The organism is Pseudoxanthomonas gei (assembly GCF_010119615.1).
In the GTDB taxonomy this organism is placed as follows: domain Bacteria; phylum Pseudomonadota; class Gammaproteobacteria; order Xanthomonadales; family Xanthomonadaceae; genus Pseudoxanthomonas_A; species Pseudoxanthomonas_A gei.
The window spans coordinates 70,001-82,520 of record NZ_QOVG01000009.1 but is presented as its reverse complement, the minus strand read 5'-3'; the positions used below and the strand labels follow the sequence as shown (position 1 = coordinate 82,520).

Sequence of the window (12,520 nt, the reverse complement as noted above, 5' to 3'; positions counted from 1 at the left end):
GTGGCCGGGTCGTGGCAGGGCGACATGGTAACCGCGCATGGGCCGTCGCCCGGCGGCAACCTGGCCTGCGCACCGGGTTCGATGCGTTGGTTGCAGAGCGACCAAGGCTTTCCAGTGTCCGTGTCCCATGTCCGTAATCTACGAAGTCAATCTTTCGGTGCAGAACGAAATCGCGACCGAATACCGCCAGTGGCTGGGCGGACACGTACGGGAAATGCTCGCGCTGCCCGGCTTCATCGGCGCGCGCATCCTGGAAATCGTGGGCGACGCCAGCACCACCGAGGCAACCTTCTGCACCCAGTACGAACTGGTGGACCAGTCGGCGCTGGACGACTACCTGCGCGTGCATGCCGGGCGCATGCGCGCCGATGGGGTCAGCCGCTTCGGTGATCGCTTCCGGGCAAGTCGGCGGGTACTGCGGGACGTAGGCGGCTACTGACCCAGGCGGTGAGCGAGCCAGTTGGAAATCGCGGCCGCCGGGGTGGCCAGAAGTTCGCTGCGCAGCGCCTGCCGGTCTTGCGGGGGCGTGCGCTGCGCAAGCAGGGCCAGCTCACCGCGCTGCTGCGCGTCCATGCCACGAAGCCTGGCCAGCAGCGGCTGGCGCTGTGCTTCAGGCACATAAGCCAGGAGCGGATGCAGCTGTGCGTACTGCGCGCCCAGTACCGGCCCCAGGCGCCAGCCGTGGCGCTGCACATCGTCGAGTGCATCGAATTGCTGGCGCAACGCCTGGCGGCGCTCGGGCGGGTAGGTTTCGACCTCGGCGGCCAGCGCCCGCAGGCGGGCCCGATCGCCGGGGGCCAGCTGCAACCAGGCCTGGAAACGCGCACGCCGTTCCTCGCGTACACCACGTGGCAATGCATTCCATGCGGCCAGCGCCTGTCCGAAACGGTTGCGCTGCTCGGGCGTCATGGCCTGCAAGGCCGCCTCGCGATCCTTCAGCATCCGCGCTTCGCCCGGGGCCGCGGCCGACGCCATCACGGGCAGGCCCGCCAGCAGCAACAGTCCGAGCATGCCGGCCAAGGACGGACGTCGCCACCAATGTGCGGGCAGCCATTGACTAGAACCGGGCATCGGTGGTCTCCGTGCCGGTGACGGCGGGCGGGGGGCTGGCCGCGTCGTCCGTGGACGGGCTTCCAGGTAACGTATCGGCGCCGCTGGCAATCCATGCCAGGAAATCAGCCTGTTGGGCGACCGCTTCCTCATGCACCTGGCTCAGCAATTCGAAATCCGGATGCATCAGCACTCCCTCGGCGGCATCGAAGCGGCCCGCCGGTTCCTGTGCAGGGAGCGGTTCGCTGCGGATATCGACCGGTTCCTGCAGGGGCCGCACGCCTTCATCGACTACGGCAGCGGATTCTGAAGGGTTCAACTGCGGCCACCACCAGGTCGCGGCCAGCGCCGCCAGGCACAGCGCCACCACCAGGGCCACCCAGGGCCAACGTCGACGTGAAGCTGGTCGGTCCGCGTGCTGGCGGCCTGCAGCCCCTGCGGCTGCGCCGCTACGTTCGAGGCGGCTGCCCTTGATCGCCGCCTCGCGCAGGGCGGCCAGTCGTGCGAGCCGTTGTGGCGGCAGGTCGCGCAACCGCTGCTGGATGGTTTCGGCCAACGCGCGCCAGGCCGCGGCATCGGGCCGGTCCTCGGCATCGCGCGGGCAGGCAGCAGCCAGCGCCTGTTCGTAGTGGGTCGCATCGATCCCTAGCACCGCAGCGGCTTCCGCCTCGGGCAGGCTGGCCGCCAGCCGCAGCAGCAGCGCCTGGCGCCGGGAAGGTTCCAGGGCCGCCAGCGATTGCAGCGCAGGCGGCCAGGCGGCGGTGGCGGTCGTCTGGCGTAGCTGCGGGTTGGCCACCAACAGCGCCCAGAAGCGCCGCGGCCAGTCCGCCATGGGCACGGTGCCGGCATGGGTCCGGAAGGCGCGCATGGATGCGGCCAGGGCCGCGTCACCGGCCTCCGGGTCACCACATTGCAGCTCGGCGAACAGTGCGCCGCGTCGTTCGATGCCGCGCAGGAAGGCAGAGAGTGCGGCCGGTGCGGACGCGGCGTCATTCAGATTGCTGGGCATCGGGGAATCGGCGGGAACGTCGCCGCATCATAGCTTCGGGCCAGGCGTGCACGGGTCGCAAAAATTGCTTGACAGCTCCGTGAAATCCGCTCTCCCAAGCACCACAAGGGTTTCAGCCTGGAAATGTTGTGCACAGCCGTCATCGGAATGTCATGGGCCTGGCCCGGACCGGTCGCTGCTCCTTGATGACATTCCTGTTTCACGGGTAAGTTATTGATTGCAATCGACATTACAAGCTTGGCGCTTTTTTAGCCAACTTCACGCAGGACCTTGCAGCAGGCCGTGAAGAGCGTGGAGCAATGCTTTCATGCACAGTTTTATCCACAGACCGTGTGGATAAAGCAGAATCTCCAACCACGGCGGTCACTTGCGTGCTTTTCGTGAATCTTCACACAACAATGACACGCAACTGAGGCCGCGCTGCGGGGCCTGAGCCGCGATCGGTAAACTGGCGTCAATGCCATCCGATTCCCTGTTCCAGGTCGCGTTGCCGGTGCCCCTGCCGCGCCATTTCGACTACCTGCCCCCCGTCGGCCATGTCGTGACGCCAAGCGACGTGGGCAAACGCGTGCGGGTTCCGTTCGGCTCGCGCGAGCTGACCGGGCTGGTGGTAGCCACCGGCATTCCGTCCGCCGATGCGCCGGAACTGCGCCACGCCGTGGCCGTGCTGGACACTACGGCCCTGTTGCAGGGTGAGCTGCTGGACTCATTGCGCTGGCTGGCGCGCTATACCCACACGCCGCTGGGGGAGGTATTGGCCACCGCCCTGCCCGTCACCCTGCGCCAGGGGGACCCGCTGCCCGATACCCACGCCTGGGCATGGCGGCTGACCGCACAGGGCATGGACGAGGCGCCAAGGCTGCGGACGGGGTCGCGTCCGCAGCGCCTGGCCTCGCTGCTGCTGGCTTCACCGCGGGACGAAGACGCCCTGGCCTTGCTGATGCAGGACTGGCGCACCGCGGCCCGCGCACTGGCAAAGCGTGAGCTTGCGGAGCGCGTCGCCGTTGCCTCATCGACGCTGGCCCCCGACCCGCAGCCCGGACCTGCACTGAATCCGCAGCAGGAGGCGGCGGTGGCAACGATCCTGGAGGCGCGCGGATTCGCCCCGATCCTGCTCGACGGCGTGACCGGTAGCGGCAAGACCGAGGTTTACCTGCATGCCATCGCCGACTGCCTGCGCCGCGGCAGGCAGGCGCTGGTGCTGGTGCCGGAAATCGGGCTGACCCCGCAGACACTGGCGCGTTTCAGACAGCGGCTCGGTGTGCCGGTACTGGCGCTGCACTCCGGTTTGAATGATGGCGAACGCGCGCGCGGCTGGGCAGCCTTCGCTCGCGGCGAGGCCAGGGTGGCGGTCGGCACACGCTCGGCGGTGTTCACTCCGCTGCCCGAAGCGGGCTTGATCATCGTCGACGAGGAACATGACGGCAGCTACAAGCAGCAGGACGGCATGCGCTACCACGCACGCGACTTCGCCCTGGTCCGCGGCAAGGCCCTGGACGTGCCGGTGATCCTGGGCAGCGCCACGCCCTCGCTGGAATCGCTGCACAACGCCATGGGTGGTCGCTATCGACACCTGCGCCTGAATCATCGTGCCGGCGAAGCCCAACCTCCTTCGGTTCGAGTGCAGGATCTGCGCAAGCGTCCACTGGAAGCAGGCCTGTCGCGCGACACGCTTGCCGCGATCGGCGGTGCGCTTGTGGCTGGCGGGCAGGTGCTGGTGTTCAAGAACCGGCGCGGCTACGCACCGGTGCTGATGTGCCACGACTGCGGCTGGAGCGCGCAGTGCCGGCGTTGCGGCACGCCTGCCAGGAGCTCGCCGATGACCGTGCACGGCGCCGGTCGTCGCCTGCAATGCCACCATTGCGGAGCGCGCCAGGGCGTGCCTCCGGCCTGCCCGGATTGCGGTGGCCTGGCCCTGCAGCCGCAGGGCATAGGCACCGAACGCATCGAAGAAATGCTGCTGGAAAAATTCAGCGACGTGCCCGTGTTGCGCATCGACCGCAGCACCACCCAAAAACGCGATGCCCTGGCCGGCCATCTGCAGCAGCTGGGCGAGGGTCCCGGCATCCTCGTCGGCACGCAGATCCTGGCCAAGGGCCACGACCTGCCGCACCTTACCCTGGTGGTGGTGGTGGGTGTGGACGAAGGCCTGTTCTCTTCCGATTTCCGCGCGGGTGAGAAACTCGCCCAGCAACTGATCCAGGTTTCAGGCCGCGCCGGTCGCGCCCACAAACCTGGCGAGGTCTGGTTGCAGACGCACCATCCCGAGCACCCATTGCTGCACACGCTGATCAACGGCGGCTATCACGCCTTCGCGGAAGCCGAGCTGGCACAGCGCCAGGCCGCGGGCTTCCCCCCCTTCGCGCACCTGGCTTTGCTGCGGGCCGAGGCAGGCCATATGGAGGTGGCGACCGGGTTCCTTCAGGCCGCCAAAGCCTTGCTGGCACCCGCCGAAAGCCGTGGCGAGGCCCGTGCGGAAGCACGCGCCACACCCGAAATACAGGGCCCCTTGCCTGCCCCCATGTCGCGTCGCGCCGGCATGCACCGCATGCAGCTGCTGCTGTCTTCGTCGAGCCGCCGCGACCTGCACGCGCTACTGGATGCAGCGCTGCCACTGATCTACGCACTACCAGACGCCCGCAAGGTTCGCTGGTCCCTGGATGTGGATCCGCTGGACCTGTATTGACCGACTCGCCACAGTCAGCGTCTGCTGCCAACGGTTTGGCTCGCTCCCATCCGGCTGCTTGAGAGGCAACCACGGCTGGATGCACTGGTTGGTGCCGAACGCGCACTCGTGCTTTTCGCCGAATCATTCAACCTTCCATTGCCTTGCACTCAGATGCCGTCCCGGGCCTGCCTTGCCGCAGCGGCCTGCCGCAACTGGGTTAACCTAACCCTCATCTGCACAGAATCAACCGCCGGATGCGCAGCGCCGATTCCATTACTCCCCGCCAGCGCCTGCGTAGCATCTTCAGTGGATCGGTCGGCAACCTGGTGGAGTGGTACGACTGGTATGTGTACTCCGCCTTCTCGCTGTATTTCGCGCATGCATTTTTCCCCGAGGGCGACAGCACCGCGCAATTGATGAATACCGCTGCGGTCTTCGCGGTGGGCTTCCTGATGCGGCCAGTCGGCGGCTGGCTGATGGGCCTGTATGCAGACCGCAAGGGACGCAAGGCGGCATTGATGGCCTCGGTGCTGTTGATGTGCGCGGGCTCGCTGATGATCGCGCTGACTCCGGGATTCGATCGCATCGGCTACGCGGCCCCCGTGTTGCTGCTGATCGCACGCCTGCTGCAGGGACTCAGCGTGGGCGGCGAGTACGGCACCTCGGCCACCTACCTCAGCGAAATGGCGCAGTCGCAGCACCGCGGGTTCTGGTCCAGCTTCCAGTACGTGACGCTAGTGATGGGCCAGTTGCTGGCGCTTGCGGTGTTGATCGTGCTGCAGCGTTTCCTGCTCAGCGAACAGGAACTGCATGACTGGGGCTGGCGCATTCCGTTCGTGATCGGCGCGGCCTGCGCGGTAACTGCGCTCTATCTGCGGCGCAGCATGCAGGAAACCGAGTCCTTTGCCCGCGTCAGCCAGCAGCCGAAGGCGGGGCAACGCAGCAGCCTGCGGGTGCTGCTGCAGCATCCACGCGAAGTGGCGACCGTCGTCGGCCTGACCATGGGCGGCACGCTGGCGTTCTACACCTACACCACCTACGCGCAGAAGTTCCTGGCCAACACTGCAGGCTTCAGCAAAGCCGACGCGACGCTGATTTCCGCTGTTTCCCTGCTGGTTTTCATGCTGCTGCAGCCGCTGGTGGGAGCGTTGTCGGACCGCACCGGACGGCGGCCCGTGCTGATCGCATTCGGCGTGCTGGGTACCGCCCTGACCATTCCGATCATGCACGGCATGGCGGGCGCGCAGACGCCATTGGCGGCTTTCGGCTGGGTCATGTCGGGACTGGTGATCGTCAGCGGCTATACCGCCATCAACGCCGTGGTGAAGGCCGAACTCTTCCCAGCCCATATCCGCGCGCTGGGCGTGGGCTTGCCTTATGCCCTGACGGTATCGCTGTTCGGCGGCACTGCCGAATACATTGCCTTATGGCTCAAGAACGCGGGCCATGAATCCCACTATTACTGGTACGTTGCCGGCTGCATCGGATGCTCGTTGCTGGTCTATGTCTTCATGCGCGACACCAGGCACCATTCCCGCATCGACCTCGACGACAAGGAGCCACCTATATGAGCGCAATCGTTCCGCATGTCGTCATCGTCGGCGGTGGTTTCGGTGGATTGTGGGCAACACGCGCGCTGGACGCTGCTGCGGTCCGCATTACCCTGATAGATCGCTGCAATCATCATCTGTTCCAGCCGCTTCTTTATCAGGTGGCCACCGCCGGGCTGTCTTCCCCGGATATCGCCGCGCCGTTGCGGCATATCCTGCGCAAGCAACGAAACGTGGAAATCAGGCTTGCTGAAGTGGCCGACATCGATGCGGCCGGCAAGGGCATCGTGCTGGATGATGGAACCAGACTGGACTTCGACTATCTGTTGCTGGCCAGCGGTGCCACCCACGCCTATTTCGGCCACGACCAGTGGGCAGCGCATGCTCCGGGATTGAAGACCCTGGATGATGCCTTGCACCTGCGCCGCCATCTGCTACTCGCCTTCGAGCGTGCAGAAGCAGAAGCAGATCCCGCCAAGCGCGCCGCCTGGCTCAGCTTCGCCATCGTCGGCGGCGGGCCCACGGGGGTGGAGCTGGCCGGCACACTGGCGGAGATCGCGCGTCATACCCTGGTCAATGAGTTCCGCAACATCAATCCATCCGACGCGCGGGTGCGACTCATAGAAGCCGGGCCACGCGTGCTGTCGTCTTTTCCCGAGGACCTGTCGGCAAAAGCGTGCCGGCAACTACGAAAGCTCGGCGTGGAGGTCTCGACCGGCAAAGCCGTTACCGACATCAATGAGTGCGGGTATCAATTAGGCGATGAGTTCATCGCGGCGCGTACCGTAGTGTGGGCCGCCGGCGTAGCGGCATCGCCACTGGCTAGATCGCTCGGGGTTCCGCTTGATCGAGCGGGCCGCGTTCTTGTGAATCCGGACCTCAGCGCGCCCGGCTATCCGAATATCTTCATCGCCGGCGACCTGGCTTCGGTACAACAAGACGGCAAACCCGTCCCGGGTGTTGCACCGGCCGCCAAGCAGATGGGCCGCCATGTGGCCAATGCGATACATGCCAGATTGCAGGACAGGCCGGCGCCCGCATTCGCCTACAAGGACTACGGCAACCTTGCGACCATCGGCCGAATGGCGGCCATCGTGCATTTCGGCAGACTGAAATTGTCCGGCGTGCTGGCGTGGTGGTTCTGGCTGGCCGCGCATGTGTTCTTCCTGATCGGTTTCCGCAACCGCCTGATCGTCCTGCTCAACTGGACCTGGGCGTATTGGAGCTACCAGCGCGGCGCCCGCATCATCCTGGGCAGTGACGAGGCTGGCCAAGTGCGTCAGGACCGCCAGCCGTAGCGTCCGACTTTTTCACGCGGTCGGCGTGCAATAGCAGCGCAGCGGAACCGCAAGAAAAAGCGCAAAATCCCTCGTTCGCCGTGGGCCTTGCACTCGTTTCATCATCAAGTCGTTGCGGATCCCTTATCTCGCGAGCACGTGAGCGTAACGATGTCGCGGAACATCATTCTGCTCGCGTCGTGACTGCTCTGCTGGCCGTTCGCACGCACGCATGGCGGTGAACCACACACCAGAAAAACTGGCGCGGCAGGATGCTCCGCACGCATCCATTGACGACCCTGACTTTGAATCCGCACCTGCGCACTTCGGTGTTGAATGAGGTCGGTGTCTCTTCGGAAAGAGCAACGCAACATGGATTTCAAGATGGTCTGGAACCCAGGGATGCCGTCCTACGGCATCCTTCTATCCAGACCTGGCTCGCAAATATTCAGACACCTTCATCCAAGAAAAAGCCCGGTTTCCCGGGCTTTTTTGTCCTTTCCAAGAATCTGGAAAATGCTCAGGCCGCAAACAGCGCCTTCATTTTTTTCAGGGCGTTGGCCTCGATCTGACGAATGCGTTCGGCGGACACACCGTACTCATCGGCCAATTCCTGGAGCGTGATCTTGCTGTCATCATCCAACCAGCGACGCATGATGATGTCACGCGAACGCTCGTCCAGGCCGGCCATTCCTTCGCGCAACAACTCCAGTTTGTTGCCGTCGGTATCAGCACGCTCATACGCCTGTGACGGGTCCTCATCCTGGGTCATCAGGTAGGCGCCGGGCGCTGGCGGCGAATGATCGTCATCGTCATCGGAAGGCGCATCGAAGCCGATGTCACGGCCGGAAAGACGCGATTCCATCTCCAGGACTTCGCGTTTCGACACCTTCAGATCAGCCGCCACCGCAGTGACTTCCGCATCATTCATCCAGCCCAATCGCGTTTTCGACTTGCGCAGGTTGAAGAACAACTTGCGTTGCGCCTTGGTCGTCGCGACTTTTACGATGCGCCAGTTCTTGAGGATGAATTCATGCATCTCGGCACGAATCCAGTGCACGGCGAAACTCACCAGGCGCACTCCCATCTCCGGGTCGAAGCGCTTGACTGCTTTCATCAGGCCAATATTGCCTTCCTGGATCAGGTCGCCCAACTGCAGCCCGTAGCCGTTATAGCCTCGGGCGACGTGCACCACGAAACGCAGGTGCGAATGAACCAGCTCACGCGCGGCGTCGAGATCCTCGGCATCGCGGAACCGGCGAGCCAGGCTCTGCTCTTCATCAACCGTCAGCACCGGGATCTGATGCACCGCGCCAATATAGGCATCGAGCGAGCCGAGTGCATTGGGAATGGGCAAGTTGTTAGCCACCATGGCGGTGGTTGCAGGATTCATGTTCATGGGCTCATTTTAGCAGTCGCTAGGTAAGACTGCTAACCAACAAAGTAGTTCCATTGTTTCGCTGCTGGAACAGCAAATCAATACCTGATCTACGCATCCTACTGAATTACATGAATTTTCTGGCGGCGCGCCAAAGGGGATCTTGTGTGGCCTGCCTATGGATCGGCCTCCGTCACTGCCAATTTTCAGACCGGCGCAGGCCGCGTCCCACCTCTATCGGGAGCATTCCAAGCCCGGCAATCGCCACAGCACATCTTGCGGGTCGCAACCCGATCATGGCGTCGAATATAGTTCGGCCAATTCCATGGCCCGTGGTCCACCGAACAATCGGATTCTGCTTAATGACGCTGGATAAATTCAGCTACAGCTTCGACTCATCAGCTGTCGCCCGCGGTTGCTACGAAAATCCTGATGTTGCTCGCGCTGTTATCGCAAAGTCGCCAACGGCTTGAATCGGCCGGCTATTAGTTGTCCCGCAGAGGCAAACTTACTTGTCCATGCCTATTCTATAAACAGCCAGGAAATCTGGAGTTGCCGAGGGCTAACCGCGTGCGAAACGCGATCGTCGGCGACGCAGCGGATGGGCGCAACGGCTGTAGTAAAGGCTTGCGGCTCATGCGGCACCCCTGGCCAACGAAGCCGGATCCGTATCGGCAGTGCTTACGCTGCAAACTGAGGCATTCGCCTTGTGCTCTAGGCAACAAGTCGACGTGCACTTCCCCATCCAGGCATCGGCACACAATTTCACGCAAAGAAAAACGCCACCCTTTCGGGGATGGCGTTTCGGTATAAGACCCTGACGATGACCTACTCTTGCATGGCTTAAGCCACACTACCATCGGCGCAGCCGCGTTTCACTTCCGAGTTCGGGATGGGATCGGGTGGTTCCACAGCGCTAATTTCATCAGGGAAACTGTTGGAGCGTCGCTCATACCCATAACACGGGAGTAGCGCCGGTCTCTCATGAAGGTTTTGAATAGAAAAACGCCATCCCTTTCGGGATGGCGTTTTGGGGTAAGACCCTGGCGATGACCTACTCTTGCATGGCTTAAGCCACACTACCATCGGCGCAGCTGCGTTTCACTTCCGAGTTCGGGATGGGATCGGGTGGTTCCACAGCGCTAATTTCACCAGGGAGACGGTTGGAGCGTCGCTCATACCTATAAAAAAATAGGAGTGGCGCCTGTCTCACGTTTGGTCTTGGGAAGTAGTTTGCTATTTGGTTTTCAATTCGACGTGTGTCGAGGCTAAAGCAACTTGAGGTTATATGGTCAAGCCGCACGGATCATTAGTATCAGTTAGCTCAATGCATTACTGCACTTACACACCTGACCTATCAACGACGTAGTCTTCATCGTTCCTTTAGGGGGCTTGTGCCCCGGGAGATCTCATCTTGAGGCGCGCTTCCCGCTTAGATGCTTTCAGCGGTTATCGCTTCCGAACGTAGCTACCCGGCAGTGCCACTGGCGTGACAACCGGAACACCAGAGGTTCGTCCACTCCGGTCCTCTCGTACTAGGAGCAGCCCCTCTCAAATCTCCAACGCCCATGGCAGATAGGGACCGAACTGTCTCACGACGTTCTGAACCCAGCTCGCGTACCACTTTAAATGGCGAACAGCCATACCCTTGGGACCGACTACAGCCCCAGGATGTGATGAGCCGACATCGAGGTGCCAAACACCGCCGTCGATATGAACTCTTGGGCGGTATCAGCCTGTTATCCCCGGAGTACCTTTTATCCGTTGAGCGATGGCCCTTCCATACAGAACCACCGGATCACTAAGACCTACTTTCGTACCTGCTTGATCCGTCGATCTCGCAGTCAAGCACGCTTATGCCTTTGCACACAGTGCGCGATGTCCGACCGCGCTGAGCGTACCTTCGTGCTCCTCCGTTACTCTTTGGGAGGAGACCGCCCCAGTCAAACTACCCACCATACATGGTCCCCGCTCCGGATTACGGAGCTAGGTTAGAACGTCAAGCACGACAGGGTGGTATTTCAAGGTTGGCTCCACGACAGCTAGCGCCATCGCTTCAAAGCCTCCCACCTATCCTACACAGACGAACTCAACGTTCAATGTAAAGCTATAGTAAAGGTTCACGGGGTCTTTCCGTCTTGCCACGGGAACGCTGCATCTTCACAGCGATTTCAATTTCACTGAGTCTCGGGTGGAGACAGCGCCGCTGTCGTTACGCCATTCGTGCAGGTCGGAACTTACCCGACAAGGAATTTCGCTACCTTAGGACCGTTATAGTTACGGCCGCCGTTTACTGGGGCTTCGATCAAGAGCTTCGCCTTGCGGCTGACCCCATCAATTAACCTTCCAGCACCGGGCAGGCGTCACACCCTATACGTCCACTTTCGTGTTTGCAGAGTGCTGTGTTTTTGATAAACAGTCGCAGCGGCCTGGTCACTTCGGCCTCCCCCAGCTATTAACCAGAAGAGGCGCACCTTCTCCCGAAGTTACGGTGCTATTTTGCCTAGTTCCTTCACCCGAGTTCTCTCAAGCGCCTGAGAATTCTCATCCTACCCACCTGTGTCGGTTTACGGTACGGTCTGCGTAAGCTGAAGCTTAGGAGCTTTTCCTGGAAGCGTGATATCGGCAACCTCGTCCAAAAGGACTGGTCCTTAACCTCAACATTAAACCCCCGGATTTGCCAAAGGGTTCTGCCTCAGTTCTCTCACCAGGACAACCAACGCCTGGCTTGCCTAACCTTCTCCGTCCCTCCATCGCACTTACGCGAGGTGCAGTAATATTAAACTGCTTTCCATCGACTACGGCTTTCGCCCTCGCCTTAGGGGCCGACTAACCCTGCGTCGATTAACGTTGCGCAAGGAAACCTTGGGCTTTCGGCGTGCGGGTTTTTCACCCGCATTATCGTTACTCATGTCAGCATTCGCACTTCCGATACCTCCAGCAGACTTCTCAATCCACCTTCAACGGCTTACGGAACGCTCCTCTACCGCGTACATCAAAAGATGCACACCCCAAGCTTCGGTTCATCGCTTAGCCCCGTTAAATCTTCCGCGCAGACCGACTCGACCAGTGAGCTATTACGCTTTCTTTAAAGGGTGGCTGCTTCTAAGCCAACCTCCTGGCTGTCTGTGCCTTTCCACATCGTTCACCACTTAGCGATAAATTTGGGACCTTAGCTGTGGGTCTGGGTTGTTTCCCTTTTCACGACGGACGTTAGCACCCGCCGTGTGTCTCCCATATAGTCTGTCTTGGTATTCGGAGTTTGCAATGGTTTGCTAAGCCTCGATGGCCCGCTAGCCATAACAGTGCTCTACCCCCAAGAAGATTCGTATGAGGCGCTACCTAAATAGCTTTCGAGGAGAACCAGCTATCTCCGGGTTCGATTAGCTTTTCACTCCTAATCACACCTCATCCCCGTCTTTTGCAACAGACGTGGGTTCGGGCCTCCAGTACCTGTTACGGCACCTTCACCCTGGGCATGACTAGATCACCCGGTTTCGGGTCTACTGCCCGCGACTATGCGCCCTTATCAGACTCGGTTTCCCTTCGCCTCCCCTATACGGTTAAGCTTGCCACGAACAGTAAGTC

General features: G+C 61.6%; 7 protein-coding genes and 3 rRNA genes (1 of these 10 only partly in view). 4 read left to right on the top strand and 6 right to left on the bottom strand.

Annotated features, from left to right (window positions below):
• Positions 1–127: 127 nt before the first annotated feature.
• Positions 128–439 carry a DUF4286 family protein gene (locus DT603_RS13225; protein WP_162350449.1) on the top strand — a complete coding sequence of 104 codons (312 nt, stop codon included), beginning with the start codon at positions 128–130 and terminating at the stop codon, positions 437–439.
• Here DT603_RS13225 and DT603_RS13220 read toward each other — a convergent pair.
• Together DT603_RS13220 and DT603_RS13215 are read right to left on the bottom strand one after the other, a co-directional pair.
• Positions 433–1,071, bottom strand: coding sequence for a DUF3106 domain-containing protein (locus DT603_RS13220; protein ID WP_162350448.1), 639 nt, complete (start codon positions 1,069–1,071; stop codon positions 433–435). The two genes, DT603_RS13225 and DT603_RS13220, sit on opposite strands and share 7 nt — an antisense overlap.
• The gene (locus DT603_RS13215; RefSeq protein WP_162350447.1) at positions 1,058–2,059 is read right to left on the bottom strand and encodes a hypothetical protein; all 1,002 of its coding nucleotides are present in this window, start codon (positions 2,057–2,059) and stop codon (positions 1,058–1,060) included. The genes DT603_RS13220 and DT603_RS13215 overlap by 14 nt, the downstream gene beginning before the upstream one ends.
• 457 nt (positions 2,060–2,516) lie before the next feature.
• On the opposite strand from DT603_RS13215, the gene DT603_RS13210 reads away from it, so the two are divergent.
• From DT603_RS13210 to DT603_RS13200, 3 genes are all read left to right on the top strand, one after another.
• On the top strand, positions 2,517–4,745 hold the full coding sequence (locus DT603_RS13210) for a primosomal protein N' (RefSeq protein ID WP_162350446.1): 2,229 nt from the start codon (positions 2,517–2,519) through the stop codon (positions 4,743–4,745).
• A 236-nt stretch (positions 4,746–4,981) separates the two neighbouring features.
• Entirely contained in the window at positions 4,982–6,298 is a 1,317-nt protein-coding gene (locus DT603_RS13205; RefSeq protein ID WP_162350445.1) for an MFS transporter, read from the top strand.
• Positions 6,295–7,575 carry an NAD(P)/FAD-dependent oxidoreductase gene (locus DT603_RS13200; protein WP_162350532.1) on the top strand — a complete coding sequence of 427 codons (1,281 nt, stop codon included), beginning with the start codon at positions 6,295–6,297 and terminating at the stop codon, positions 7,573–7,575. The genes DT603_RS13205 and DT603_RS13200 overlap by 4 nt, the downstream gene beginning before the upstream one ends.
• Before the next feature lie 499 nt (positions 7,576–8,074).
• Here DT603_RS13200 and rpoH read toward each other — a convergent pair whose 3' ends face one another.
• From rpoH to DT603_RS13180, 4 genes are all read right to left on the bottom strand, one after another.
• Entirely contained in the window at positions 8,075–8,947 is an 873-nt protein-coding gene (gene rpoH / locus DT603_RS13195; protein WP_162350531.1) for an RNA polymerase sigma factor RpoH, read from the bottom strand.
• Positions 8,948–9,747: 800 nt separating this feature from the next.
• Positions 9,748–9,862: ribosomal RNA gene (rrf, locus tag DT603_RS13190) — 5S ribosomal RNA — on the bottom strand.
• A gap of 111 nt (positions 9,863–9,973) precedes the next feature.
• Positions 9,974–10,088 (bottom strand): 5S ribosomal RNA (gene rrf / locus DT603_RS13185).
• A gap of 132 nt (positions 10,089–10,220) precedes the next feature.
• Positions 10,221–12,520, bottom strand: a 23S ribosomal RNA gene (locus DT603_RS13180); it runs 566 nt beyond the window's last position.